General features: G+C 47.3%; 31 protein-coding genes. All 31 read right to left on the reverse strand.

Features of this window, described 5'->3' with window-relative positions:
• Positions 1-15: 15 nt before the first annotated feature.
• Positions 16-1,074 (reverse strand): chemotaxis response regulator protein-glutamate methylesterase, encoded by a 1,059-nt coding sequence (locus tag MHB78_RS14920; protein WP_065894400.1) that lies wholly within the window; start codon positions 1,072-1,074, stop codon positions 16-18.
• Positions 1,071-1,955 (reverse strand): MinD/ParA family protein, encoded by an 885-nt coding sequence (locus MHB78_RS14925; protein WP_046128945.1) that lies wholly within the window; start codon positions 1,953-1,955, stop codon positions 1,071-1,073. Before MHB78_RS14925 ends, MHB78_RS14920 begins: the two co-directional genes overlap by 4 nt.
• A gap of 2 nt (positions 1,956-1,957) precedes the next feature.
• The gene (gene flhF / locus MHB78_RS14930) at positions 1,958-3,070 is read right to left on the reverse strand and encodes a flagellar biosynthesis protein FlhF (protein WP_046128946.1); all 1,113 of its coding nucleotides are present in this window, start codon (positions 3,068-3,070) and stop codon (positions 1,958-1,960) included.
• Entirely contained in the window at positions 3,067-5,103 is a 2,037-nt protein-coding gene (gene flhA / locus MHB78_RS14935; protein WP_046128947.1) for a flagellar biosynthesis protein FlhA, read from the reverse strand. Before flhA ends, flhF begins: the two co-directional genes overlap by 4 nt.
• 30 nt (positions 5,104-5,133) lie before the next feature.
• A complete protein-coding gene (flhB, locus tag MHB78_RS14940) occupies positions 5,134-6,213 on the reverse strand; it encodes a flagellar biosynthesis protein FlhB (protein ID WP_046128948.1) in 1,080 nt (359 codons plus the stop codon).
• A complete protein-coding gene (gene fliR / locus MHB78_RS14945) occupies positions 6,210-6,995 on the reverse strand; it encodes a flagellar biosynthetic protein FliR (protein WP_099047037.1) in 786 nt (261 codons plus the stop codon). The genes flhB and fliR overlap by 4 nt, the downstream gene beginning before the upstream one ends.
• A gap of 1 nt (position 6,996) precedes the next feature.
• Entirely contained in the window at positions 6,997-7,266 is a 270-nt protein-coding gene (gene fliQ / locus MHB78_RS14950; protein ID WP_046128950.1) for a flagellar biosynthesis protein FliQ, read from the reverse strand.
• A gap of 14 nt (positions 7,267-7,280) precedes the next feature.
• Positions 7,281-7,946, reverse strand: a complete 666-nt coding sequence (gene fliP / locus MHB78_RS14955; protein WP_046128951.1) for a flagellar type III secretion system pore protein FliP — start codon at positions 7,944-7,946, stop codon at positions 7,281-7,283.
• The gene (gene fliZ, locus MHB78_RS14960; RefSeq protein ID WP_046129017.1) at positions 7,939-8,607 is read right to left on the reverse strand and encodes a flagella biosynthesis regulatory protein FliZ; all 669 of its coding nucleotides are present in this window, start codon (positions 8,605-8,607) and stop codon (positions 7,939-7,941) included. The genes fliP and fliZ overlap by 8 nt, the downstream gene beginning before the upstream one ends.
• Before the next feature lie 15 nt (positions 8,608-8,622).
• Complete coding sequence (locus tag MHB78_RS14965) at positions 8,623-8,985, reverse strand: response regulator (RefSeq protein WP_003181796.1); 363 nt, start codon at positions 8,983-8,985, stop codon at positions 8,623-8,625.
• A gap of 28 nt (positions 8,986-9,013) precedes the next feature.
• Positions 9,014-10,141, reverse strand: a complete 1,128-nt coding sequence (gene fliY / locus MHB78_RS14970) for a flagellar motor switch phosphatase FliY (RefSeq protein WP_046128952.1) — start codon at positions 10,139-10,141, stop codon at positions 9,014-9,016.
• A complete protein-coding gene (gene fliM, locus MHB78_RS14975) occupies positions 10,131-11,129 on the reverse strand; it encodes a flagellar motor switch protein FliM (protein WP_046128953.1) in 999 nt (332 codons plus the stop codon). Before fliM ends, fliY begins: the two co-directional genes overlap by 11 nt.
• A 38-nt stretch (positions 11,130-11,167) precedes the next feature.
• The gene (gene fliL / locus MHB78_RS14980) at positions 11,168-11,599 is read right to left on the reverse strand and encodes a flagellar basal body-associated protein FliL (RefSeq protein WP_046128954.1); all 432 of its coding nucleotides are present in this window, start codon (positions 11,597-11,599) and stop codon (positions 11,168-11,170) included.
• Positions 11,596-11,811: a flagellar FlbD family protein gene (locus MHB78_RS14985; RefSeq protein ID WP_046128955.1), complete on the reverse strand. Its 216-nt coding sequence runs from the start codon at positions 11,809-11,811 to the stop codon at positions 11,596-11,598. Before MHB78_RS14985 ends, fliL begins: the two co-directional genes overlap by 4 nt.
• A 44-nt stretch (positions 11,812-11,855) precedes the next feature.
• Positions 11,856-12,653, reverse strand: coding sequence for a flagellar basal body rod protein FlgG (flgG, locus tag MHB78_RS14990; RefSeq protein WP_046128956.1), 798 nt, complete (start codon positions 12,651-12,653; stop codon positions 11,856-11,858).
• A 28-nt stretch (positions 12,654-12,681) separates the two neighbouring features.
• Positions 12,682-13,119: a flagellar hook assembly protein FlgD gene (gene flgD / locus MHB78_RS14995; protein WP_046128957.1), complete on the reverse strand. Its 438-nt coding sequence runs from the start codon at positions 13,117-13,119 to the stop codon at positions 12,682-12,684.
• Positions 13,119-14,495 (reverse strand): flagellar hook-length control protein FliK, encoded by a 1,377-nt coding sequence (locus MHB78_RS15000; RefSeq protein ID WP_046128958.1) that lies wholly within the window; start codon positions 14,493-14,495, stop codon positions 13,119-13,121. The genes flgD and MHB78_RS15000 overlap by 1 nt, the downstream gene beginning before the upstream one ends.
• An 18-nt stretch (positions 14,496-14,513) precedes the next feature.
• The gene (locus MHB78_RS15005) at positions 14,514-15,107 is read right to left on the reverse strand and encodes a MotE family protein (RefSeq protein WP_046128959.1); all 594 of its coding nucleotides are present in this window, start codon (positions 15,105-15,107) and stop codon (positions 14,514-14,516) included.
• A 12-nt stretch (positions 15,108-15,119) separates the two neighbouring features.
• Positions 15,120-15,563 (reverse strand): flagellar export protein FliJ, encoded by a 444-nt coding sequence (gene fliJ, locus MHB78_RS15010; protein WP_046128960.1) that lies wholly within the window; start codon positions 15,561-15,563, stop codon positions 15,120-15,122.
• Between the two features lie 2 nt (positions 15,564-15,565).
• Positions 15,566-16,879, reverse strand: a complete 1,314-nt coding sequence (gene fliI / locus MHB78_RS15015) for a flagellar protein export ATPase FliI (protein WP_046128961.1) — start codon at positions 16,877-16,879, stop codon at positions 15,566-15,568.
• On the reverse strand, positions 16,879-17,646 hold the full coding sequence (gene fliH, locus MHB78_RS15020) for a flagellar assembly protein FliH (protein ID WP_052948478.1): 768 nt from the start codon (positions 17,644-17,646) through the stop codon (positions 16,879-16,881). The genes fliI and fliH overlap by 1 nt, the downstream gene beginning before the upstream one ends.
• A complete protein-coding gene (gene fliG / locus MHB78_RS15025; RefSeq protein WP_046128963.1) occupies positions 17,630-18,646 on the reverse strand; it encodes a flagellar motor switch protein FliG in 1,017 nt (338 codons plus the stop codon). Before fliG ends, fliH begins: the two co-directional genes overlap by 17 nt.
• Positions 18,647-18,659: 13 nt before the next feature.
• A complete protein-coding gene (gene fliF, locus MHB78_RS15030; protein WP_046128964.1) occupies positions 18,660-20,261 on the reverse strand; it encodes a flagellar basal-body MS-ring/collar protein FliF in 1,602 nt (533 codons plus the stop codon).
• A 50-nt stretch (positions 20,262-20,311) separates the two neighbouring features.
• A complete protein-coding gene (gene fliE / locus MHB78_RS15035; RefSeq protein WP_065894398.1) occupies positions 20,312-20,629 on the reverse strand; it encodes a flagellar hook-basal body complex protein FliE in 318 nt (105 codons plus the stop codon).
• A 12-nt stretch (positions 20,630-20,641) separates the two neighbouring features.
• Positions 20,642-21,094, reverse strand: coding sequence for a flagellar basal body rod protein FlgC (gene flgC, locus MHB78_RS15040; RefSeq protein WP_046128966.1), 453 nt, complete (start codon positions 21,092-21,094; stop codon positions 20,642-20,644).
• Entirely contained in the window at positions 21,094-21,483 is a 390-nt protein-coding gene (flgB, locus tag MHB78_RS15045) for a flagellar basal body rod protein FlgB (RefSeq protein WP_046128967.1), read from the reverse strand. The genes flgC and flgB overlap by 1 nt, the downstream gene beginning before the upstream one ends.
• Positions 21,484-21,824: 341 nt before the next feature.
• The gene (gene codY, locus MHB78_RS15050) at positions 21,825-22,604 is read right to left on the reverse strand and encodes a GTP-sensing pleiotropic transcriptional regulator CodY (protein ID WP_006638180.1); all 780 of its coding nucleotides are present in this window, start codon (positions 22,602-22,604) and stop codon (positions 21,825-21,827) included.
• A 37-nt stretch (positions 22,605-22,641) separates the two neighbouring features.
• The gene (gene hslU / locus MHB78_RS15055) at positions 22,642-24,054 is read right to left on the reverse strand and encodes an HslU--HslV peptidase ATPase subunit (RefSeq protein WP_269081991.1); all 1,413 of its coding nucleotides are present in this window, start codon (positions 24,052-24,054) and stop codon (positions 22,642-22,644) included.
• A 7-nt stretch (positions 24,055-24,061) separates the two neighbouring features.
• Complete coding sequence (hslV, locus tag MHB78_RS15060) at positions 24,062-24,604, reverse strand: ATP-dependent protease subunit HslV (protein WP_046128969.1); 543 nt, start codon at positions 24,602-24,604, stop codon at positions 24,062-24,064.
• Between the two features lie 13 nt (positions 24,605-24,617).
• Entirely contained in the window at positions 24,618-25,532 is a 915-nt protein-coding gene (gene xerC, locus MHB78_RS15065) for a tyrosine recombinase XerC (protein ID WP_046128970.1), read from the reverse strand.
• Between the two features lie 66 nt (positions 25,533-25,598).
• Positions 25,599-26,903 carry an FADH(2)-oxidizing methylenetetrahydrofolate--tRNA-(uracil(54)-C(5))-methyltransferase TrmFO gene (gene trmFO, locus MHB78_RS15070; RefSeq protein ID WP_046128971.1) on the reverse strand — a complete coding sequence of 435 codons (1,305 nt, stop codon included), beginning with the start codon at positions 26,901-26,903 and terminating at the stop codon, positions 25,599-25,601.
• Between the last annotated feature and the right edge of the window lie 24 nt (positions 26,904-26,927).

The raw sequence follows: 26,927 nt of genomic DNA on the forward strand, positions 1-26,927 counted from the left end.
AGTCACGCCCTCTCTTTATTTCGTATACGTCATAATAGCTGCAGCTATTTCGTCAACATGCTTAACATCATTTGCTAGTCCGTTGTTAATGACCGCTTTGGGCATCCCGAAGACGACGCAGGATTCTGCCGACTCGGCGATTACCGGACCCCGCGAATGTCTCAAGAGGCTTTTGACGCCTTCTGTTCCGTCCGATCCCATGCCCGTCATGATCACGGCGATTTTTTCAAAGCCTGTCAGCGTCGACAGCGAGTTGAACAGGTAGTCGACAGACGGTTTGTGGCGGCTGCCTGTGTCCCTGTCATCAAGCGAAATCACAAGTTCGCCGTTTGCAAGGTGCACCGTCATGTTTTTTCCGCCCGGCGCGATATAGACCCATCCGGCTTTTGCTCTCTCGCCGTGTTCAGCCTCCTTTACGGTTACTTCTGAGAGGTAGTTCAGCCTGTTTGCAAGTGAAGCCGTAAACCCCGCCGGCATATGCTGGACAACAAATACAGGCGCCTTCAGCGTACGGGGCAGCTTCGGCAGCACTCTTTGCAGCGCTTTCGGCCCCCCTGTCGATGTACCGATGCAGACCAGCTGTTTAGAAGCCCCGGAAGGAATGAACCGGCCGCCGCTTTTTGCAGCGGGTGTTTGAAGAGGCGCTGGGTGAGGCAAGCGGGCTGAGGCAGGATTTACTTTCGCCCGTCCGGCTGCCAAAACCTTTTCTATCAATTCTTCCCTTACTTTGTATAAATCGAATGAAATCGAGCCTGACGGCTTTCCGACAAAATCGACTGCACCGATCTCCAGACACTCGATGGTAATATCCGCTCCGCGCTGTGTCAGGCTTGATACCATGATGACCGGAAGGGACCTTTTGGCCATGATGTGTTTCAATGTTTCTTTTCCATCCATCACGGGCATTTCGATATCCAATGTGACCACATCCGGGCGGAGCTCCTCGATTTTTTGGAGGGCCTCCTCCCCGTTTCTTGCCGTTCCCGCTACAGCAATCTGTTGATTGGATGTTAAAAACTCGGTGATCATATTTCTCATAAAAGCAGAGTCATCAACGACAAGAACACGAATCATGTAGCATTACCCCTTCTGAAAAATGAAGATAATTTATCAATAAATGACCGGTTTCCTCCCGTCTTCACCGTGCCGCTTTCAAGCAGTGAGTCCGCCAAAAGATAAACCGCGCTGCTCAGCTTGGAGCGCGGATGTCTGATCAAAAACGGCTGCTGCTCGACGACTGCTTTTGACACTAGAGGATCTTCGGGAATCGGTCCGGCGTATTCCAATTTTTGCTGCAAAAATGCGTTCACCGTATTCGAGAGCCGCAAAAAAGCAGAAATTCCGTCTTTCTGGTTCATGCAGCGGTTGACGGCGACCTTCAGCCTGAGCTCCGGTCCGTTTAAAGTCAAATGCTTGATCGCACTGTATGCATCCATAATCGACGTCGGCTCAGGGGTGGTGACGACCAGAATTTCATCCGCTGAAAGGGCGAATGGCAACTGGTCTTTTGACAGTCCCGCTCCCATGTCAAACACGACAAGGTCGAAATCATTGATGACAGTTGACAGTTCTTTCAGAAAAAACGCCCATTTGTCTCTGCTTAATTCGAACATCGTGTTGAGCCCGGTTCCTCCGGAAATATACCGGATGCCTTTCGGGCCCGTTGACAAAGCGCGGTGAATCGGCATTTTGTGATTCAGCACGTCCACGACGGTATAAAGCGCCTGGCGGCCGATCAAGATGTCGATATTGCCCATTCCCACATCAAGATCGATGACAAGAACTTTTTTCCCTTTGTCGGATAATGCCAGCGCCGTATTAAGCGATATGTTCGATTTCCCGACGCCCCCTTTTCCGCTGACAACCGCCAGCGTTTTCGCTTTATTGCGATAGACGGCGGGCGTCCCGGCAAATCGCTCTTCCATTCGCTTTCTCAAGCTTTCTGCCTGATCCATGTTCAACACCCCGTAAGCAATTTGACAAAAGATGCATTTGATACAGAACGAATATCTTCGGGAACGTTCTGGCCGTTGGTAATATAGCCGAGGCCGATCCTCGATTCGGCAAGCAGATTCATGACGCTTCCGAGCGAGTCGGTTTCATCCACCTTCGTTAAAATGAGCTGATCGATCGGAATGCTTGAAAACTGCTTGACGAGCTCTTTCATATCTTCGTATTTGCTTGTGGCGGACAAAACGAGAAACGCCTGAATCCCCCGCTCAAACGGAATGATTTCCTTCAGTTCCCTGACATATTGCCCGTCTTTAAAATTGCGGCCCGCCGTATCGATAAACACATGATCGAAATCGGCGAATTTTTGCTGGGCCGTTTTAAATTCTTCTTTCGTATAGCACACTTCAAGCGGTGCATTTAACAGTTCGGCATACGTTTTCAATTGCTCAACCGCGGCGATCCGGTACGTGTCCGTTGTAATGAAGGCGATCTTCTTTTGCTTCTCAAGCACCGATGAGGCGGCAAGTTTGGCAAGCGTCGTCGTTTTGCCGACGCCGGTCGATCCAAAAAGGACGATATATTTCGAACGGATCGCCGCATTTTCTTCCGGATTTTCCGGAAGAAGCTCTGCTAAAATCTCGGTTACACGGCGAAGCGCTTTGTCATCCGTCCATTGTTCCCCCGCCTGGAAGGACGTGCTGAGCAGCCTGCTCAACGCTTTCGTCCGGATCGCTTGCGATACCCCTTGTTTCGCCAGGAGCCTGTCTGTTTGTTTTAAAGGCTCCGGCAGCACATCGGCAGGCTGTTCGTGCCGCGTTTCTAAAAGCGCCTTCAGCTCTTTCACCTGGCTTGCAAGCTCAAGCTGCACCGGGTTTTCCGGGAGGAAAGCGGGCTCGCGAAAAGCAGGCTGCACCTGCTGCTGCTTCGTTTTTCTCGTATCGGAAAAGTCCTGATCGACAACGGCGATCACTTCAACGCCCTGTTTTTTGACGAGTCCGAGGAAGCGCCTCATCTGAATCTTTTTGGAGTTTAAGATAACGGCGTCATTTCCAAGCTCGTGTCTAATTTGCTTTGTGGCTTCCTGCATCGAACCGGCTACAAATTTTTTGATTCTCATTGGATATCCACCACTCCGATACTTTGAACTTCTACGTTGGCCTCCAGTTCGTTATATGACAGAACCGGAAGATCAGGGAAATACCGCTCCAAAAGCTGTTTGACGTACATCCTGACCGGCGGTGAACAGAGGAGAATCGGCACTTCCTGCCTTAAGGAAAGCTGCTCGATTTCCCTTGCTACAGATTGAATGATATTGTCCGAGATTGACGGTTCAAGAGATAAATAGTTGCCGTGTTCGGTCTGCTGGATGCCTTCAGCTACCGCCTTCTCAACGCGTCCTGAGCAGGTCACGACCTTCAGCATCTCGTTTTCTTTTGCATACTGTGCGGTAATCTGCTTGGCGAGAGACTGCCGTGCATATTCGGTCAGCATGTCAGAATCCGTCGTCAGTTTTCCGTAGTCAGCCAATGTTTCAAAAATCGTCACCAGATTCCGGATGGATACTTTTTCTTTCAGAAGCTTAGCAAGCACTTTTTGAATGTCGCCGACAGACAGAGGATTCGGCGTCACCTCTTCGACGAGAACCGGATACGATTCTTTCAAATGGTCGATGAGCTGCTTTGTTTCCTGTCTGCCGAGCAGTTCGTGGGCATGCTTTTTCACCTGTTCCGTAATATGGGTTGAGACGACTGAAGCAGGATCGACGACCGTATATCCGAGCATTTCAGCCTGATCCTTTTGAGACTCTGGTATCCATTTAGCCGGAAGGCCAAAGGACGGTTCGACCGTGTCAATCCCCTCGATGTCATCGTCCTCACCCGTCGGGGACATCGCCAAATAGTGGTCAAGGAGAAGCTCGCCTTTCGCCACTTCATTTCCTTTGATTTTCAACCTGTACTCGTTCGGCTGCAGGGCAATGTTATCCCTGATTCTGACGACCGGAATGACGAGTCCGAGTTCGATCGCAAGCTGGCGCCTGATCATGACGATCCTGTCCAAAAGGTCTCCGCCTTGATTCGCATCAGCCAGGGGAATCAGCCCGTAGCCGAATTCAAATTCGATCGGATCGATATCAAGCAGGTGTATGACGCTTTCCGGGCTTTTCAGCTCATCGACTTCGGCTTCTTCCTCTAAAATATCTTCCACTTTCTCCTTCTCTTGACCGGCCTTAGAAAGCATGTAGGCGCCAAAAGCGAGGAGAAGGGCGAGCGGCCCTGTCAAAAGGAGTCCGATCGGCGTGAAAATCCCGAGCGCAAAAATCGTACCGGCTGTCACGTATAAAAGCTTCGGATAGGCAAACAGCTGGCCTGTAATATCCTGTCCGAGGTTGCCGTCCGAGGCGGCTCTCGTGACGACGATACCCGTTGCCGTCGAAATCAAAAGCGCGGGCAGCTGTGATACAATACCGTCCCCCACGGACAGCAGCGTGAAGTGGGATGCGGCTTCCTGAATGGTCATCTGTTTTTGCAGCATGCCGATGACGATGCCGCAAAGCACGTTGATCAGCACGATGATGATCCCTGCGATGGCGTCGCCTTTGACAAATTTACTGGCACCGTCCATCGCCCCGTAGAAATCCGCTTCGCGCGCGACTTTTTCCCGGCGCGTCCTCGCTTCATGCTCAGTAATCATTCCGGCGTTCAGATCAGCATCAATGCTCATCTGTTTTCCCGGCATGGCGTCAAGCGTAAATCTCGCAGCGACTTCGGAAACCCGCTCCGCCCCTTTTGTAATGACGATAAACTGGATGATGATCAGAATAATAAAGACGACAAGACCGACTAACACATTGCCGCCGACGACGAATGATCCGAACGTCTCAACGACTTTGCCCGCGTCTCCGTTTGAAAGGATCGAGCGCGTCGTTGAAACGTTAAGCCCTAATCGGAACAGCGTCAGCAGCAGCAATAATGAAGGAAAAATCGAAAACTGCAGCGGTTCTTGCATGTTCATTGTGGTGAGAAGCACGATTAACGCAAGAGAAATATTCACGATAATTAAAACGCTCAACAACCATGGTGGAAAGGGTATGATAAGCATTGCCACAATGAGGACAACGCCTGATAAAACTGATAAATCTCTTGCTGACATGCTGTTTCTCTCCTTTTAAAACTGAAAAATTCATATTTTTTGCTTTGCTTTATACACATAAGCCAGGATTTCGGCTATGGCTTTGAAAAATTCTTCCGGTACGGCCTGTTCAATCTCAACCTGATCATAGAGCGCTCTTGCAAGCGGTCTGTTCTCAACCGTCATGACGTCATGCTCTTTTGCAATCTGTCTGATTTTCAGGGCCACCAGATCGACCCCTTTGGCCACGATAAACGGAGCATCCATTTTGTTTTCGTCGTATTTCAAGGCGACCGCATAATGGGTCGGGTTCGTAATGATGACGTCTGCCTTCGGAACCTCCTGCATCATGCGGCGCATCGCCATTTCTTTTTGCTTTTGCTTGATCTTGGATTTGATCAACGGGTCGCCCTCGGTCTTTTTGTATTCGTCTTTGATGTCCTGCTTTGACATCCGAATATTTTTTTCATAATCAAATTTCTGATAGAGGTAATCGAGCGCCGCAAGAAAAAGCAAGGCAACCGCTGCCGACACCCCCATCAAAAAGGAGAGCCAGCCGACATATGACAGAGCTTTTCCGGGGGTCAGCAATGGGGTCCTGAGAATTCCGCCGAAGTTTTGCCACAGGACTGTGAAGGTCACGCTTCCGACGACAACGATCTTTAAAATGGATTTTAATAGCTCAACGATCGCCCTGATGCTGTAAATCCGCTTGAACCCTTTCAGCGGATCCAGTTTAGCAAGATCGGGCTTGACCACCTCAGGCGCGAATAAAAATCCCACTTGCATGTAGTTGCTCAAAACCCCTGAAATGAGAGCCGCAAGCATGATCGGCGCCAAAATCATGCCGGCTTCCAGCGACAGATCCCGAAAGAGTACAGGGATATTGGTCTCCGTCACCTTCATCATGAGCAGATCGTGGTAAAACCTTTCGATGAGACCGAGCAGATGATCCCTCATATACGATCCGAAAAACAGCAGGGACAAAAAGACGATAAACAGCGTAACTGCGGTATTGACGTCCGCGCTTTTGGCAACCTGTCCTTTTTTTCTTGTCTCCCGCCGTTTTTTCGGCGTTGCTTTTTCCGTTTTTTCACCTGAAAAAAATTGCAAATCCAACGTCAGCTTCATCGTGCCACCCCAAGCAAAGTTAGTAGATCTCTCATCGTCCTGACGGCGAATTCGAACACGTTTTGCATCATGCTGAACATAACCGCCATACAGATGATAAGCATGATAAAGGTGACCGCGATTTTCAGCGGAAGACCGACGACAAAGACGTTCAGCTGAGGCACCGTCCTCGCCACGATGCCGAGCGCCAAATCAACCAAAAACAAGCTCGCAACAACGGGTGCAGATAATTGAAAAGCCGTAATGAACATCGTATTGAAGCTTTTCGCGATGAACTCGGCAAACTGCGCGTTTCCAAACGACAGCCCGAGATGGTCAACCGGAATGTACTGATAGCTGTAGTAGATGCCATCGAGCAATAAATGGTGCGCATTCAGGCTCAGCATCAAAAGCAGCGCCATCGTGTATAAAAATTGACCGACTAGCGGGCTTTGCGCCCCCGTTTGGGGATCGATGATGTTTGCCACCGCGAATCCCATCTGAAAGTCGATAAACGATCCGGCAATCTGAACCGCTGACAGCATCATGTAGGCGATGAGCCCCAGAAGAAGCCCGACAAGCGCCTCCTTCATGACAAGCAGCATGTAAAAGCCGTCAACATCAAGGTGGGGAGGCTTTTCGATCGTGCTGAAACTGACAAGCGCAAGAAAAAATGCAAAACCTATTTTATGAATAGCTGGAACTGTCCGATAAGAAAATAGAGGGACCGTTACATAAAATGCCGTGATCCTGACAAACACAAGTAAAAAGGCTGGAATTAATTCAATCATTGACATGTTCAAGCTACCCTGCAAAACGATTTAAATTCGAGAACAGCTCGGTTGCAAAAGACAAAATCGTCGACAGCATCCACGGCCCGAAGATGACGAGTCCCACCAAAACGGCGACAATTTTCGGTATGAATGCAAGAGTCTGTTCCTGTATTTGGGTCGTTGCCTGAAAAACGCTGACGATCAGCCCCACCAGAAGAGCGAGCGCAAGCAGCGGCCCGCTGACGAGCAACGTTACGTACACCGCTCTTTCGGCAATCGATATAACAAATTCCGAACTCATTTTCAGCACCTACTCTAAAAGCTTTCCAGCAAAGATTTAACGATTAAATACCAGCCGTCTACAAGGACAAAAAGCAAAATTTTAAACGGCAGTGAGATCATGACCGGAGGAAGCATCATCATCCCCATCGACATCAAAACACTCGCCACTACCATATCGATAATTAAAAACGGAATAAAAATCATAAATCCCATTTGAAATGCGGTTTTTAATTCCGAGATGATGAACGCGGGCACCATTGTTGAAAGCGGAATGTCATCAATGGAGTCGGGCGTTTTCATCTTCGCGTAATTCATAAACAGCGCCAGATCCTTCTGTCTCGTGTGCTTGCTCATGAATTTCTTGATCGGAGCCTCGGCTTTTGTGTAGGCCTCGTCCAAGCTGATTTTGTTATCCATTAACGGGGTCAGGGCATCTTTGTTAACCTCTGAAAATGTCGGTCCCATAATGAAAAAGGTTAAAAATAATGCGAGTCCGATCAGCACCTGGTTTGGCGGCATCGACTGCGTTGCCAGAGATGTCCGGACAAAAGACAAAACAATGACGATCCTTGTAAAGCACGTCATCATGATCAAAATCCCCGGAGCGATCGAAAACACGGTTAACAGCAGCAGGAGTTTGACGCTGGCGCTGACATTTGCCGCATCGCTTGAATTAAATAAATTGATAAATTCATTCATGTTGATTTTGGCCTTTCTTTCTGCCTTTTGCATGGTTTTGTTTAAGTTCTGCAAGCTGCGCTTTTAACGATTCAGAAAACGAAGGCAGCCCGCCTCGTTTTTGCGCGCCCGGACCTTTGACTTGATCCACCCATTTTTGCCATTCGATCTTGCTGTTCATTGCAGCCTCATGCTGAGCGAGAATTTCTTTTACATCCTGTTCGTCATCGATCTCCTTCAGGAGCTGAATGTTTTCGCCGACACCGACGACAAGCACCCTGTTCCCCACTTTCACCAGCTGTACGGACCTGTTTTGGCCGAGCGGCGCACCGCCGATGTTTTCAACGTACTGAAACGGTTTTAACAGCCGGTTTCGTTTATTCATGAATTTGACCAACGCGTAGATGAGAAAAATCACAAACAGCAAGGCGCCGATCATTTTGACAAAATCAAATATGGAAACGGAAGGAGACGGTGTCTCCGTCCCTTCCTTAAGAGATTTGCTGCTGCTTGTTTTCTCCGTCTTGTCTTTTTCATTTTTCTGACTGTCTTTGCCGGCCCCTTTATCGAACAGCTGATCAACCGTCTTGTCGCCGGATTCCTCAGCATGGGCGGGGGCGGTGTGCAAAGCGAGTAAAAGAGTGAGACAAATGCCGGCTATGAAAATAAGAGATTTTTTCAACAACTTGTACACCCTTTAGCTCAGCGTTTTATTGATCGCTTCCATTACGCGGTCAGCCTGGAACGGCTTGACGATAAAATCTTTTGCTCCGGCCTGGATCGCGTCAATAACCATGGATTGCTGTCCCATTGCAGAACACATAATGATTTTCGCCTGCGGGTCGATTTCTTTGATTTCTTTCAGAGCGGTAATTCCGTCTTTTTCCGGCATGGTGATGTCCATTGTCACCAAATCCGGTGAATGCTCTTTATATTTTTCAACTGCCTGCGCTCCGTCTTGAGCTTCGGCGACCACTTCAAATCCGTTTTTCACCAAAATATCCTTGATCATCATTCTCATAAATGCTGCATCATCAACTACTAAAATCTTGTAAGCCATTGTTTATCTCTCCTTCATCAATCTGTTGTTATCGTAATTTGCTGATTCGTTCAGCCTGGCTTAAAATGTCTGTTACCCTGACGCCGAAGTTTTCGTCGATGACGACGACCTCGCCCTTTGCGACAACCCGCTGGTTGACGAGGATGTCGACGGGTTCACCGGCCAATTTGTCAAGCTCGACGATACTGCCTGTCGACAGCTCCAGCACCTCTTTGACGCTGCGGCTTGTCCTGCCGAGCTCAACCGTCACGGATAAAGGAATGTCCATGAGCATGTCGAGATTGTTCATAGAGGTGCGGCCTTCAGGCTGCGGATCAAACGACGCAAACTCGGCCGGCGTGACTTGTACGGGCTCGGAAACCTTTGCCGTTCCTTGCCTTTTAGGGGCAGGCTCTTGTTTAGGAGCCGCGCTTTGCGGAGCGGCGGCAGGCGCCGGCTGTACCGGAGCAGAAGGTTGTTCATCAGCCTGTACCGGTTCATCTGCAACCTGCGGCTTTGTTAATTCATCTATCAATTCTTTCGCAAACGTAAGCGGGTAAAGCTGCATGATATGGGAATCTATCAGCTCTCCGACTTTCAATCTGAAAGATACTTTAACGAGCGGGTCTTCCTTCGGGATCTGGTCTGTCCCTTCCCCTTCATTCACGTCAAGAAGATCTACCTCAGGCGGTGAGATGTCGATCTTCTTGCTGAAGACGGTCGACATGGAAGTCGCTGCTGATCCCATCATTTGGTTCATGGCTTCCTGAACTGCGCTCAAATGAATTTCGCTGAGCGATGGATCTGCATTTGTTCCGTCTCCCCCCATCATCAGGTCGGCGATGATCGCCGCGTCTTCCTGCTTGATGACCAGAAGGTTGTTGCCTGATAAGCCTTCCGTATAGCTCACGCCGATCGATACATAAGGATGAGGGAATTCCTCGTTTAAATGGCTCTTTTCAATAACCGAAACGGTCGGTGTTGTAATATCTACTTTCTGGTTTAACAATGTGGACAAAGCTGTTGCAGAGCTCCCAAAGGAAATGTTTCCGATTTCCCCGATCGTATCCTGTTCCATCGGGGACAGTCCTGATTCCGGCTGCTCCCCGTTATTGTCATCGCCGCCCGTCAGCAGCGCATCAATTTCATCCTGTGATAACCTATTGTTATTCTCCATATTCTTCACCTCTTATGTCGTGATCTAGAATTTGAATCGCAGTTTTTCGATTCATGCGGCCGGCTTGTCCTAGAAATTTCGGTTTATCTCCGACCAAAACAGTAAGAGGTTCTGCTACTGATTTGTCCAAGGTGATACAATCGCCAATTTCTAATTGTAAAAACTCTTCAATTGTGAGTTCCGATTTTCCGAGTTCTGCGACAATCGGAATTCGGGCCGTCATAATCCGCTTTTCGATTGACTTTGTTTCCTCCGGTTTTGGCTCAATTCTGTCAGATTGCATCCAATAATGGACGGAAAGCTTAGGAATAATCGGTTCGAGAACGACGTGCGGGATGCACAGATTGATGACCCCGCTGATATCCCCTATTTGCGTGTTCAATGAAATGACGACGACCGTCTCATTAGGAGAAACCATTTGCACAAACTGCGGATTCACTTCAAAATCGGACATTTCCGGCTCGATTTCCGCGATGGATTCCCAAGCGTCTTTATAGTTCGCAAGACTGCTTTCAAATAGATTGGACATGATTTTCGTCTCAATTTCCGTCATGCTGTCAATTTTGTTATGACTCGTTCCGATCCCGCCCATGACTCTGTCCATCATCGCATAGGCGATGGTCGGATTGATCTCCATCATGATCCTCCCTTCAAGAGGATGAACCTCAAACAGATTGAGGATCGTCATATTCGGAATGGATCTGATGAATTCCTCATACGGAACCTGGTCAACCGAGCTCACCGAAATTTGGATATACGTTCTCAGCTGTGCTGAAAAATAGGTTGTTAACAGCCTCGCAAAATTATCGTGAATCCTTGTTAAACTGCGGATCTGGTCTTTTGAAAAGCGGAGCGCCCGTTTAAAATCGTAAACTTTTACTTTTTTTACGGTCTCCTCTTTTTTCAGCTCATCGGCATCCATTTCTCCGGTCGATATCGCTGAAAGCAATGCATCAATTTCATTTTGGGAGAGAACTTCTCCTGCCATCTTCTTTTTCACCTCCGTGGTCCTGTCAAATATGTTTCCTACTGCAGATTAAAGGAGGTAATGTATACTTTTTTGACTTTGCCCTCTTTCATATACTCTGAGTTCAGCTTATCTTTGAGCTGCTTTTTAAAGGCTTCTCTTCCCTTTTCTCCATCCATTTGTTCAGCCGTCATATTTCCGAGCAGGGAAATGACCGTATCTTTGATTTGGAAATCGCGTTTTTCAAGCTCTTCCTTCGCTTTTTTCGAATCGGTTTCAAGCTTGATCGAAAGGCGGACGTAGTTGTCTGATTTCAGGTTTGTCGTGATCTCATCGATTGCGACTGAAGACTCGACAACCTCGTCAATCGTCGGTTCCTTTTTTGCAACCTTTTCGCTTGCATTTCCTTTAATGACAAAGAAAGCAGCCGTCCCCAGTGCGGCGATCGCCAACAAAATGATCATCATGATTGCTAGAAGTTTTTTATTCATTCTGATTCCTCAATTCTTTGGTCACAAGAAAGTATGTTGATTTTTTGATAGAATGACACGATGCTTTCTACAACTGTATCCTCGTCTTCTTTGACAACAAATTTTTTTCCGTTTGACAGCGTGATCGTCGTGTCTGGGAAACATTCGATTTGTTCGATTAATAATGCGTTCAGAACAAAGGGTTGTCCGTTTAATCGCGTAACCTTGATCATCGTTTCACAGAAGGCGCCTTAACTAAAGGCGCCCGCCTTCCTCCTTATCGCTTCAGATTGACGAGCTCCTGAAGGATTTCGTCAGAGGTTGTAATGATTTTCGCATTGGACTGGAAGCCGCGCTGCGCAATGATCATTTCGGAGAATTCTTCCGAAAGGTCGACGTTTGACATTTCAAGAGCACCTGTTTGCAATGCTCCTGCTGATCCTTCGCCAGGTGCGACGATCTGCGGAGTCCCTGAGCTTAATGATTTGCGGTAAAGGTTGTCACCAGTTTTGGTTAAACCCGCCGCATTGCTGAACGTCGCAAGTGAGATCTGTCCGACTTTTACGCTGTTGTTCGTATTCTTATCTACGTATGACACCGTTCCGTCAGGTCCAATTGAGTAGCTTTTCGCATTATCCATCGGAATTTGAATTTTCTGATCGTCAGCCTGTAAGACAAACAGTCCGTCTGCTGTTGTTAAATAGCCTTGATCAGACAACTGGAAGTTTCCGTATCTTGTATAGCTGACTTCGTTCCCCGTGCCGACCCGGAAGTAGCCGTCGCCGGTGATCGCGATGTCTAAGTCTCTTCCTGTTGTCCCAGTCGAAGAAGGTGAATGAACGGTATCAATGGAGGCGATCGTTGAACCGAGCCCGACTTGCTTGCCGTTTACTGATCCCTTGTTGGCAGTTGAGGCAGACGCCCCTGAAATCTGCTGGCTGACGATGTCTTTAAAGGTGACCCTGCTTTTCTTAAATCCGGCAGTATTGACGTTTGAGATGTTGTTTGCGACGACATCAAGCTTCGTCTGAAAGTTTTTCATTCCGCTGATTCCTGAATAAAGTGAACGTAACATATACTATTCCTCCCAGTATTCTTTGTTTTTATTTGCTAGCTTCGCCGACCGCGGTCACATTCCATGGGCTCACTTCATTACCGTTGTCGAGAACGAGCTTATATTGGCCGTCTGAGCTTTTCACTGATTTGACGAGCGCCGTTTTTTCTTCATGATTGTCGCCTTCGTATGTGACTTCTTTACCAATCCAGCTGACGTACATTGACATCGGATCTTGGAGGCCGACGAACGTTGACATCGTCGAATTTAAATTCGTCATTTGCTCAAGGCTTGAAAAAGTTGCCATCTGTGCGATGAATTCGCGGTCCTCCATCGGATTTAAAGGATCCTGGTGTTGCAGCTGTGTTACCAGCAGCTTCAAAAAGTCATCCTTTCCTAAGTCGGAGCCTTTTGATTTCGCCGTCTTTGTCGAACTTGCATTCAAAGCCGTCGTTTCGGTTCTTGCGGCAGCTGTTGTTCCAGACATTAGATCTCCTCCTCGTAATCGTGGGTTCGGCTTTCGATGAGCTCTTCTAAAAATTCATGGAAGTCTTCGCCTTCCTGTTCGCTTCGGCTGTCCTGCTTCGGCTGCTGGTGTCTTCCTTGATCATCGGCCGGCTGGCCGAACTGCTGCTGATCTCCGGTTTGCAGCGGAACGCTGAAGCGGTCGATCTGTACCGACATGCTCGGAAGCGCCTGTTTGAGCTGAGCGAGATTGTGTTCCAAAAGCTCTTTCGCCGACTGTGTCGAAGCGATGATTTTGCTCGAGAACATGCCGTGCTGTTTGATCAGTTTCACGGTGATAAATCCCAGATTTTCAGGATTGAGCCGAATCGTAAAGCTGCCTGTCGATTTCCCGAACGGCGTATACTTCATCTGCTTCCATGAGCCGAGAATCTGATCCGTAAATCCCTTTGACTGCGAGGGTGCCGGATCACCGGCTGGTGCAGCCTGGCTCACCTTGAGCAGAAATGATTCTGATTTCTGCTGAACACCTAAGCTTTGCTGGTGGAAAGGCGCCGGTTTTTCATCCGCTTTCGGCTGATCGTCTTTCGGGAGTACGAAAAAAGGTTTGCCTGTAACCTGTACATCCGTTTTTTTGCCAAGAAGAAAGGCCTTCAGTTCGCTTTCAGCCATCTTCCATTCCTTTTGTCCCGTGTCCGCGGTGTTTTTCATCATCTGGTCGATGACGCTCTTAAAGCTTTTCAGCTCAGCCTTTGACATCGATAACAGTTTTGACTGGTCAGGATCTTTTGTAAATATTTGACGCTTCAGCTCATCAATGAGCTCGGGCGCGGCTCCCTTATTCTTCAGCATCTCGAGAAATTCGGGCCCTTTTTCCAAAATGTACGAGATTTGTGCCGATTTTTCGAGCGGCTGCTGTTCATAAACGAGCGTGTATAAAAGGTGCTGGATCGCTGCAAGGGCGTCTCTGTCAGATCCAAGGCCTTTTGTCTCACCCCTGTCTGACTCATCAGTCGGTTCAGATGGATTCATGTCTTCCAGATCAGCGGCCGGCGCAGCGCTCTGCTGCAGCAACGCTGCGATTTTCTTCAGGAGTTCTTCGGCTAATGACACCGTCTCCTGATCTTTCGCCCCCTGGCCGATGAGCGCCTCAAGAGCTTTGAGCAGCTTATCATCCGACTCGCCTGCTGACGTTCCCGACAGCAAATCCTTGATTTTTTGCAAAAGTTCATTCAGGTTGTCCGCATGTTGCGGCATGCCCTGAGCGTTTCCGCTGAACGAGAGGTTTTCTTTTTGCAGCACGCTCTGAAACAGCGTTCCTGCTGACGTTTTCCCATTTTTCCCCGACGTTTGCGCCGGCGGCGCTCCGTCAAAAGAGATCATATCCAGGAGCTTCAACTTTTTCCCCCCTCTTATTTATTTTTTTAGTTTTGACAGCTGTTCCGTTATTGCAGCGGCTTTGTCAGGCGCCATTTTGGCAAGGATTTCGCTGATCTTCTGCTTGTTTAATTCATTCAGAATCTTGACAGCTTCTTTTTCATTGAGCTGGCTCAAAATTTTGGCGGCTTTGCCGCTGTCCATGCTTTGGTAAATTTTCACGACTTTTTGCGCCTGCTCGTCGCTGTCCCCTTTGCTGCCTGCTTTGTCCTTGCTGTCTTTTTTGGCGTCTTTTTCGAGTTTTTCGAACGAGCGGACTTTTTGATTCAGCCTTTGAATCTCTTCATCGCTTGTCTTAAGATCGCTTGTCAAGTTTTCGATTTTCGTTTTTTGTTCTTTGATCGTTTTTTGAAGCTCTTCGGTTTGGCTGTTATCACTCCTGCTCGCTGTAGCCGCTTTTTCTTTATCGTCCGGTACGAGCTCTTTGACGAATGGAATATGTGAGGCAACATCTTTAATGCCTACACCGGAAAGCCACAATCCGACACAGACAATAATGGCTAAGAAGATGAACGGAATGACAATCAAAAACAAAAACGTCTGAAATTTACCGGTTTTTTTTTCTTCACTCATCGTGTTCTGCTCCTAATTTCCATGAGTCATAAATTGGGTGATGGATATATCATCCATCTCTTTCATTTCGTTTGCTTTGTTTCGTATTAAGAACATTTCAAGCTGTTTTTCCTTCATTTTTTCAAACTTTCTGAGCTCGATATTTTTTTCCGTCAAGTCATGCTGTTTTTCGTTCATTTCGTTTCTTTTCATGATAACCAGTTTTTGATAGTGGTGAATCGTGTTTTCAAGATTGGTGACGAACTGCTGATAATGTCTCATTTCCTGAACGCTCATGCCCGACTGCAGCTTGATTTCCTTGTTTTTTTCGAGCGTTTCTTTTTTGTTCATGCTTTCATACAGCTTTTCTGCAACCTTTTCAAATTCGGAAACCGAGTGCTGATATTCAGCGAATGATTGGTCTTTTTCATTTTCCTTAAGCTCCAAAAGCTTTTGAAATTTAAATGAATAGGCCATTCTTATTCCTCTCTTCCTGTAAGACTCTTTAAGAAGGAAATGCTGTCTTCCATTGATGCGGTCTCATCTACTTCCTGTTTGAGGAAGCTGATCAGCTTTGGATGAAACTGTATCGCCTCATCGATTTCTCTCGAAGATCCTTTTTTATATGCGCCTATGTTGATTAAATCCTCTGAGTTTTGATAGGTTGATAACAGTTCCCTGAAGCGGTTTGCCGCCTTGATATGGTCTTTTTCAGAAATGTTTCCCATAACCCTGCTGATGCTTTTTAAAATATTGACCGCCGGAAACTGGCCTTTATTCGCCAGATGTCTGTCAAGGACGATATGCCCGTCCAAAATCCCCCTTACCGTATCGGCGATCGGTTCGTTCATATCGTCGCCGTCTACAAGAACCGTATAGAACGCGGTGATCGAGCCGCTTTCATTGGTTCCTGTTCGTTCTAAGAGCCTGGGTAAAATAGCGAACACTGAAGGTGTATAACCTTTCGTCGTCGGCGGTTCTCCCGCCGCCAGCCCGATTTCCCTCTGGGCCATGGCGACCCTTGTCACCGAATCCATCATAAACATGACGTTTTGGCCCTTGTCCCGAAAGTACTCGGCAATTGCCGTCGCCGTATAGGCCGCTTTCAGCCTCATCAAAGCCGGCTGGTCAGATGTTGCGACAACGACGATCGAACGCTTTAATCCTTCTTTTCCAAGGTCTTTTTCGATGAATTCGCGCACTTCGCGCCCGCGCTCGCCGACAAGGGCGATGATGTTCAGATCTGCTGCAGTTTGCCTTGCGATCATTCCCATCAGCGTGCTTTTCCCGACGCCGCTGCCCGCGAAGATGCCGACACGCTGCCCTTTTCCGACGGTTAAAAGGCTGTCAATCGATCTGACTCCAACTTCCATTTTTTCTCTGATTGGCGGCCGTTTCATCGGATTTGGCGGGGCCTGCTCCGTCGAAACCGGAGTCAAGCCTTTCGGCAGCATGCTGCCGTCGAGCGGATTTCCAAACGCATCGACAACCTGGCCGATCAAGCCGGCGCCCACCTTGATCCTCAATGATTCGCCCGTCGCTTCGACGATGCTGCCCGGGGCGATATTTGACGCCTCAAGGTACGGCATCAGAAGGATATTTTGGTCTTTGAAGCCGACGACTTCCGCTTTAATAACCTTCCGGCTGTCTCCTTTTGTATAAATTTTGCAGACATCACCGATCGAGCTTTCCGGCCCTTTCGATTCAATCATTAATCCGACGGCCTGTTTTACTTTTCCATAGCGTTTATAAGAATCGGCTGTTTCAATACACTCCAGAAGCTGATCCAACATCACCGGCTTTCACCCGCCGTTTCAAGCGCATCGAGCAGCTTTTGTTTGAGCTGCTGCAATTGGGTGTCGATGCCGGCGTCGATTCTTCCAAACGCCGTTTCGATATAGCAGGTGCCTTTTGCCGCTTTTTCATCTGCGTAGATCGCAATGTGTGCACCGTATTGAAGCATCTCTTCAAGCTCATTTTTATGACTCTGAACCTCTATGTAATATTCCGGGTCCACATAAATGGAAATCTCGTCAAACTCCTTCATTTCAGACAGCACCTGTTTGACAAGGACGATGAAAGCTTCTTTGTCATCAGGCTTTTGATTCCATACTTTTTTCGCCAGGGAAACGGCAAGCGTAATGATGTCTTCGGCAGATTGCTCGATTTTTTGCTCATAATCCTGCCTTGCTGCCCTGACGATGGCGTTTGCACCTTCCAAATAGGATTGATAAGATTTTTCCGCCTCAGCCTTCCCCAGTTCAAAGCCTGCCTCATAACCTTCTTTTTTCGCCTGTTCGATCAGGGCTTCGCGCTCTGCTTCCCAGCCTTTTCTTTCCTGTTCGATTTGCCGGCGGATCTGTTCGAGTTCGACATTCGCCTTTTCGTGAATTTCCTTTGCTTGTTGCTGCGCCTTGTCAATAAGAAGCTCGGGGCTTTCTTCGGCAGCCAGATCGGCCGTCGTTTCAGGAAGCTTAATTTCTTTTAAAGAAATCTTTCGCTTTTTTTGATCGGGAACGGATGATAATCGCTGTTTAATGATATTAGACAATGATATCATCCCCTCCGCCTCTGGCGATTACGATTTCACCCGCTTCTTCCAGTCTCCGGATGACGCTTACGATTCTGGATTGAGCCTCTTCAACATCGCGCAGACGGACAGGTCCCATGAATTCCATTTCCTCTTTGAACGTTTCAGCCATACGCTGTGACATATTGCTGAAGACGATGTCTTTGACCTCTTCGCTCGCGACCTTCAAGGACAGAAGCAGATCGTCGTTTTCGACATCGCGGATAACCCTTTGAATGGCCCGGTTGTCAAGCGTAACGATATCTTCGAAGACGAACATCCTCTTCTTAATTTCGTCAGCAAGCTCAGGATCCTGAATTTCCAGGGAATCAAGAATCGTTTTTTCCGTTCCCCTGTCAACTCCGTTTAATACTTCCACAACCGCTTCTATGCCGCCGGTCTGCGTGTAATCCTGAGTGAAGGTCGATGAAAGCTTCTGCTCCAAAATCTGCTCCACTTCGTTGATGATTTCCGGTGATGTCCGGTCCATGACGGCGATCCGCCTTGCGACCTCAGCCTGCACGTCCTGATTCAGTTCCGACAGGATCTGTCCGGACTGCACAGGATCAAGGTAGGATAAGATCAAAGCGATCGTCTGCGGATGCTCGTGCTGAATAAAGTTCAGAATTTGTTCAGGATCAGCTTTTCTGGCAAAATCAAACGGCCTGACCTGCAAGGATGATGTGAGCCTGTTGATAATGCTTGACGCCTTTTCTTCGCCAAGCGCCTTATCCAGGACTTGTTTCGCGTAATGGATACCGCCTTGGGAAATGTACTCCTGGGCGATGGCCGTTTCATGAAATTCCTGAATAATTTCGTCTTTTTTCTGTGGCGAAACAGATCTGACATTTGATATTTCAAGCGTCAGCCTTTCAATTTCTTCGTCGGTTAAATGTTTGTAAACGGACGCTGACACATCAAGCCCTAAGGATATCATGAGGATGGCCGCTTTTTGCTTGCCTGTAAGCTTGTCTTGTTTCATTTTTGCCATTTCAAAACTCCTCCTAATCCTCGGTCAGCCAGCTGCGTAGTAATTTTGCGAATTCTTCCGGTTTGTCTTTCGCCATTTTTTCAAGCTGTTTTCGTCTGACGGTTTCTTCAGTCTCTTTTTCGTTGTTAACATCCGCAACTCTTATCGGTTCCTGAGGCGTTTCATACCATTCCTCTTCATATTCCTCGTCGTCATTTTTGCGTCTTCTTACAAGCCAGAAAATCAAACCGATCAGCGCGATCAAGACCGCTCCGCCTGCAATATAAACCCAAAGCGGAATGCCGCCGGTATCCTTTGCCGTATCAACCGTTGTTTTTCCATCGAACTGTTCGACGGATACGACGATTTTATTTTGAAGGTCTTCGTCTGACAGGTTATTATTCTCTGATTTGTCAATCGATGTCCGGACGATTGTAGAAAGAATGTTTTTAATATCGTCCTGCCGTTCCTGCGTCAGAGAAGCCGGATTTTTAGGATCAGGCGGTTCAACTAAAACTTGAATGCCTAAATCTCTGACTTTATAAGGGCTTTCTGCGATTTCTTTATGAATCTTGTTAACTTCGTAATTGAGACGGTCTTCGCTTTTTTCGTAATTTCCGTTATTATTGCCGTCTTCAGTTTCGGCATAGTTGGTGACGTCTTTGTCACCTGTGCCGTTGACTCCGCCCGCATTAGCCCCGTCACCAGAGTACGTTTCGCTGATTTTTTCCGAGCTTACGACGATGCCTGCCATGTTTTCCTTGTCTACAGGCTCAACAAGGTCTTCTTTTCTTTTTTCCTGCGTAAAGTCGATGTCTGTCGTAACAGATACCGCGACTTTATCCTGGCCCATCATCGTGCCGAGCAAGCTTTGAACCTGTCTTTGAAGATCTTTTTCGATCTGCGTCTTGATCTCGCGCTGCGATGCATATGTATCTCCAGCCGTACCTCCGGCGCCCTCGCTGTTTTGATCATAGTAATTCGAATTTTGATCCATGATGACGATGTTTTTCGGATCAAGATTCGGCACGCTTTTAGAAACCAGATGATAAAGGCCGTTGATCTGGCCTTTGTCCAGCGTATAGCCCGGCTTGATCTGCAGAACGATCGACGCGGAAGCTTCCGGTTTTTCTTCTCCGATAAAAACGGAATCCTTCGGCATGTTGATCATTACTTTTGCATCCTTGATCCCATCCATGCCTTTGATTAAGTTTGAAAGTTCCGTCTGCGTCGCCTCGGCTTTTAATACGTCAAACTCATTGTCCGTCATTCCGAAGCTGGCGTTTTGGCTGAAGAATGAATAATCAATGCTTCCGCTTTTCGGCAGCCCCTGGGCGGCCAGTTCGACTTTCAGCGAATCGACCTGCTCTTCAGGAACCTTGATGACGGTACCGTTATCCGCCAGTTCGGAAGAGACGCCCTTTTCATCAAGCACTTGTTTAATCTGTCCTGCCTCTTCAGCAGACAGGTCTTTGTAGAGAGGAACCATCTTCTCTGATGAAGCAAAAATGGCGATGATGATGGTAAGGATGACGGCTGCTGCAAAGCCGCCGATCATTAATATTTTTTGCAGCTTCGATCTTTTATTCCAAAAATCAGTTATTTTTGTTTTGATTTGCGTTAAAGTACGATTCATCTTACTCCCCCGGTAGTTACACTAATTCTCTTCGCTTTCAGACTCCTTTCCTACATTTGCATTCTCATGATTTCCTGATAAGCTTCCACCGCTTTGTTGCGGAATTCTGTCGCTGCTGTTAAGGTCACGTTTGCTTTTTGAGCCGCGATCATGACTTCGTCAAGATTGACATCCTGACCGAGTGCCAGCGCGTTTGTCAGTTTATCAGATTCATTTTGAGATTGATTCAGAGCATTGATAGAATCTTTCAGCACATTTGAAAAGCTGGTTTGGTTTGCGGAACCTGCCTGACTGTTGTTGATCTGATTTGTTGCGTCTGTTCCCGCCTGCGCGACTTGGACCTGGAACGGAGAGATTCCGTTGATCATAAGTTCATCACCCTACTTTCCGATTTCTAATGCTTTCATGAGCATTCCTTTTGTTGCATTCATTGCTGTGACATTTGCTTCATAAGATCTCGTGCTGCTCATCAAGTCGACCATTTCCTTCAGGGGATCGACATTCGGCATTTGTACATAGCCGTCTTCATTTGCGTCAGGGTGTGTCGGATCATAAACAAGCTTAAAGGGCGTTTCATCTTCACTGATTTTTGTTACTTTGACCCCTTCACCGATTCTGCTTGATGCATTCATCGATGACTCCAGAACGGATGAGAAGGACTCGCCTTTCGGAGCAGTTGATACAAGCTTCCGCCTGTAGGGCTGCCATTCTCCATTCACCTTCTTGGCTCTTGTTGTATCCATGTTCGCAAGGTTGGAAGAAACGGTGTCCATTCGGACACGCTGAGCAGTTAAGGCAGAAGCCGAGATGTTGATGCTACCAAATACCCCCATCATTTACCTCCCGTAATCGCTGTTTTCAGCGAGTTGAATTTTCCGCTGATTCTTTCAACTAGTGCTTGGTACTGAATTTGGTTTTCAGCCATTTCGCTCATTTCCTGATCAATGTCCACGTTGTTTCTATTCTGCTGGTATGATGTTTGTTTGCTCGACACGATTGAATAATTCGAATCACTTCCTTTAAAGTCAATATGTCTATAGTCTGTTTTTGTTGCATCTATCCGGGAGGACTCCTCATTCAGCATATTTTTAAAGGATACTTTTTTCGCCTTGTAGTTCGGTGTATCTACATTGGCGATATTGTTGGATATGACTTTTTGCTTAACATTCGCTCGTTGCAAGGCTCCTTCAAGTGTTTGAATCGTTCCTGAAAATATATCCACCGCCAAATACCTCCAATCTTTTTCCATCTGTCTTAAAATCTTGTCGAGAATTGTAAAAACCATAAGCCTATTGTAAGAAATAATAGGCTTAAAGTCTATGATCTGACAGCAAAAAAAAATCGTAATATATATCTATTTTACTGATAGGTCTTTTGACCTAGATTGTAAGAACTATGTTTTTCAAATGAAATGGAGCTCACTAAAAAATATATCAGAATATTTTTTAGCGAGCTCACAAGTCTGATAATATTGAGTTTATCGTTTCAAAAAATTACAATAATATAATTTATAAAGGTTGACAAAAAAAGGCTGCAGAACAAAATGTTCTGCAGCCTTTTTGATTAATGAGACTTTAGTTTTTCAAGCTCCATCAGGAACTTGTTGTTCAGCACTTTAATGTATGTGCCTTTCATCCCTAATGAGCGGGACTCAATAACGCCTGCGCTTTCGAGTTTTCTCAGCGCATTTACGATAACCGAGCGCGTAATGCCGACGCGGTCTGCAATTTTACTTGCAACGAGCAGGCCTTCGTTCCCATCGAGCTCCTCGAAGATATGTTCAATCGCTTCAAGCTCGCTGTAAGATAATGAACTGATCGCCATTTGAACGACAGCCTTGCTGCGGGCTTCCTCTTCGATTTCTTCGGCTTTCTCTCTGAGAATCTCCATTCCGACGACAGTTGCGCCATATTCGGCAAGGATCAGATCATCATCTTCAAATTTTTCCTGAAGACGGGAAAGAATCAATGTTCCGAGTCTTTCACCTCCGCCGATGATCGGTACGATCGTTGTCAACCCTGCTTGGAAAAGATCGCGGTTTTCGACAGGGAACGCCGTGTATTCGCTGTTAATGTCGAGGTTTGATGATGTTTCCGGAATGTTGAACAGGCTTTTTGTGTAATCCTCAGGGAACTGGCGTTCTTCAAGCATTTTTTTCATCCGGTCGTTTTCGATCTGCTGGTTGATAGAGAAGCCGAGAAGTTTTCCTCTGCGGCTGACGACGAAAATGTTCGAATCAATTACATCGCGAAGCGTTTCGGCCATTTCTTTGAAATTAACCGGCTTCCCTGCCGCATTTTGCAGCATTGCATTAATCTTTCTTGTTTTTTGTAATAAAGCCATAATAAATGATCCTCCTAAATTACTCGTATTTAATTGTTTATAAAATAAACTGGCTTAAATCCTTATTCTTGGCGATCGAACCTAGCTTTTCTTCGACATACTGCGGCGTGATAACCACTTGTTCCATCATCACGTCCGGAGCCTCAAATGACAGTTCCTCCAATAGCCGTTCCAAAATCGTATGGAGTCTCCGCGCTCCGATATTATCTGTGTCCTGGTTCACGTGATAAGCCACTTCTGCAATCTTACGAATAGCATCGTCAGAAAATTCAAGAGATATACCTTCAGTCTTTAATAAAGCTTTATACTGTTTCAGAAGCGCGTTATCAGGTTCGGTCAAAATTTTGACAAAATCATCGATGCTCAGCTTTTTCAGCTCGACGCGGATCGGAAAACGTCCCTGAAGCTCAGGGATCAAATCAGACGGCTTTGCCATATGGAATGCACCCGCCGCAATGAACAGCACGTGGTCTGTTTTGACCGCTCCGTACTTCGTCATGACGGTCGAGCCTTCAACGATCGGCAAAATATCGCGCTGTACGCCTTCCCTTGACACATCCGCCGAAGAGGAAGCTCCGCTTTTTTTGGCGATTTTGTCGATTTCATCAATGAAGATGATCCCTGATTGTTCGGCTCTTGCCACCGCTTCCTGAGCCGCTTCGTCCATATCGATAAGCTTGGCGGCCTCTTCGTTCGTCAGCACCTTTCTGGCTTCCCTGACGGTGAGCTTGCGGCGCTTTTTCCTTTTCGGCATCAGACTGCTGAGGGCATCATGCATGTTCATGCCCATCTGTTCCATGCCTGAGCCTTGGAGCATATCAAACATCGAAGGCTGCTGCTCTTCAACCTCGACTGTGACGTAATGGTCCTCAAGTTCGCCGAGAGCGAGCTGATGCGCAATACGCTTCCGTTTGTTTTCGATATCTGATTCTTCCTGCTTTTCCGCTTCGTCGTTTTGCTGATCCTGATTTCCGCCAAACAGCATTTCAAAAGGATTTTTGGCTCCTGCCTGTTTTTTTCTTCCGGGAACAAGCAGGCGCACGAGCCGTTTATTCGCGTTTTCCTCGGCGATGCCTTTGACTTCATTCATTTTTTCCTCTTTGACTAGGCGTACGGATGTTTCGACAAGATCCCTGACCATTGACTCAACATCACGGCCGACATAGCCGACCTCCGTGAATTTCGTCGCTTCGACTTTAACGAACGGCGCGCCTACGAGCTTGGCAATCCGCCTTGCAATTTCGGTTTTTCCTACTCCTGTCGGGCCCATCATCAAAATGTTCTTCGGAACGATTTCTTCGCGCAGCTTTTCATCAAGAAGACTTCTTCTGTAGCGGTTTCTCAAAGCGACGGCGACCGCTTTTTTCGCGTCGAGCTGGCCGATGATGTACTGGTCAAGCCGTTCAACAATCTGTCTCGGCGTCAGCGGCTTTTTTTCCATATGCCTCATATCCTTTCTATTCAAGTTCTTCTACAATGATCTGATTGTTCGTATACACACAGATTTCGCCCGCAGTTTCGAGTGATGCCTTTGCAATCTCTTTTGCGGTCAGGCCTGAGGCATGGCGTTTCAGAGCCCGGCCTGCGGCAAGGGCATAGTTCCCGCCTGAGCCGATCGCAAGGATGCCGTCATCCGGTTCGATTACTTCCCCCGTTCCGGAAACGAGCAGAAGGCTGTCGGCATTCATCACGATCAGCATCGCTTCAAGCTTTCTGAGAATTTTATCGCTTCGCCACTCCTTCGCAAGCTCCACAGCCGCCCGCTGGAGATTGCCGTTGTATTCCTCAAGCTTCGCCTCAAACATTTCAAAAAGAGTGAAAGCGTCTGCAACAGAACCCGCAAAACCCGCGAGCACTTTTCCGTTAAACAGCTTCCTTACCTTTCTTGCCGTATGCTTCATGACGACAGCCTGACCGAACGTGACCTGGCCGTCACCCGCCATGGCGCATTTTCCGTTATGCCGGATGGCAAATATCGTTGTTGCATGAAAAGATGACATAAAAGAACCTCCTTTATTTCCCTTTTTGAGCACGGGGGTGGTGAGACATATACGTCTTTCTGAGCATGTCTTTCGATACATGTGTATACACCTGGGTGGAAGAAAGATTTGAATGTCCCAAAAGCTCCTGTACGCTCCGCAAATCGGCCCCCTCATTTAATAAATGGGTGGCAAACGTGTGGCGAAGCATATGCGGATGTATATGTAACGTACCCGAAGTCTTCTTGACCAGCTCATCCAAAATATAGCGGACCCCCCTTGAAGTTAAGGGGCCCCCCCTCTGATTTAAAAAGACAAAAGGGCTGGGCTCCTTTGCTTTTGCAAGGAGGACGCGCCTTCCATTTTGAAAATATAGATCCAAAGCCTCGCGGGCATAGGAACCGAATGGAATATACCTTTGCTTTTTTCCTTTCCCGTGAACCAATACCGTCTCCAAAAACAGATCGACTTCGGATTCCTTTAAGCTGCAAAGTTCGCTCACCCGCATGCCTGTGGCATAAAGAAGTTCCAGCAGCGCTTGGTTTCTTTGGCCAAGCGGCGTGTCCAAATCAGATATACGAAACAGTCCTTCAAGCTCCTTTTCATACAAAAACTTCGGAATTCTTTTGTCCTGTTTCGGAAGACTGACGAGCAGAAACGGGTTTTCTTTAACCAATTTTTCCCTTAATAAAAATTTATAGAAGCTTCGCAGAGCGGAAATTTTCTTGCTGATCGTTCTGCGTGTGAGCCCTTTTTCATGAGCCTCCGTCAAAAAAATCCTTACATCTGGATAGGTGACGTCTTCAAAGCCCTTTATTCCCTGAACTTTTAAAAAGGATTCAAATTCCTCTATGGAAGAAATATAACCCACAATTGTATATTTTGAATAATTCTTTTCTATTTGTAAATATTCAATGAATAAAGTTAAAAAATTCTTAACATTTGCCATGACTCCACCTCGCCGAAAAGGGCTTTTAAATGGTATCACATAACAAGTTGATCATGCAATGAATAACTATAGTGTTTTCGCAATATTTCGAATCGTTTCCAAGGCGCGCAAAGCGTACTGTTCATTTCGTTCCTGTTTATTTTTAATTTTAACCCCCAGATCCTTAAAAAGCCCGAAATTCGCATTCATCGGCTGAAAATTCTTCTTGTTCGTTTCCGTAATGTAGTGGGCCATGCTGCCGATTGCCGTCTCACCTGAAAACGTGACAGGCTCTTTGCCCATGACAAGGTGCGCCGCATTGATACCGGCGACAAGCCCCGATGCCGCTGACTCGACATAGCCTTCAACCCCGGTCATTTGTCCGGCAAAGAACAGATCGTCCCGCTTTTTAAACTGATACGTCGGTTTTAAAAGGCTCGGCGAGTTGATGAACGTATTTCTGTGCATGACGCCGTACCGGACGATTTCAGCCTGTTCCAGCCCCGGAATCAGACGGAGAACCTCTTTTTGATCGCCCCATTTCAAGTGCGTTTGAAAGCCGACGATGTTATAGAGCGTGCCTGCGGCATCGTCCTGTCTGAGCTGAACGACAGCGTACGGACGTTTTCCCGTTTTCGGATCTTCCAGGCCAACCGGCTTCATCGGTCCGAAAAGCATCGTTTTTTTGCCCCGCTTGGCCATCACTTCAATCGGCATGCAGCCCTCGAAAAAGATCTCTTTTTCAAACTCTTTCAACGGAACGGTTTCCGCGGACACGAGCGCATCATAGAACCGGTCGAATTCCTCTTCTGTCATCGGACAGTTCAGGTAGGCGGCTTCGCCTTTATCATAGCGCGATTTTAAATATACTTTATCCATATCAAGGCTGTCCTTTTCGACAATCGGCGCTGCGGCGTCATAAAAATACAGGTAGTCTTCGCCGGTGAGCTCCCGGAGCTGCTCTGACAGCGCCTCGGAAGTCAGCGGGCCTGTCGCGATGATCGTCGGTCCTTCCGGAATCGACGTCACCTCTTCATTAATAACGGTCACATTCGGATGATTCTTCACTTTATCCGTTACGTTTGCGGCAAATTCGTGTCTGTCCACGGCAAGCGCTCCGCCGGCCGGTACTGAGCATTCATCGGCGGCGGCGATAATCGCCGAATCAAGAATCCGCATTTCTTCCTTTAATACGCCGACGGCATTCGTTAAAGAATTGGCGCGAAGCGAATTGCTGCAGACAAGTTCTGCAAATTTGTCAGTGTGATGCGCCGGCGTCTGCTTGACGGGCCTCATTTCGTACAGGCGGACGCTGATCCCCCGTTTTGCAAGCTGCCATGCCGCTTCGCTTCCGGCAAGTCCGGCCCCGATGACGTTAACTGTTTGATTCATGTTTTACATCTCCTAATTTATGAA

The sequence above is a fragment of the Bacillus sp. FSL K6-0138 genome, assembly GCF_037982765.1.
Classification (GTDB): domain Bacteria; phylum Bacillota; class Bacilli; order Bacillales; family Bacillaceae; genus Bacillus; species Bacillus glycinifermentans.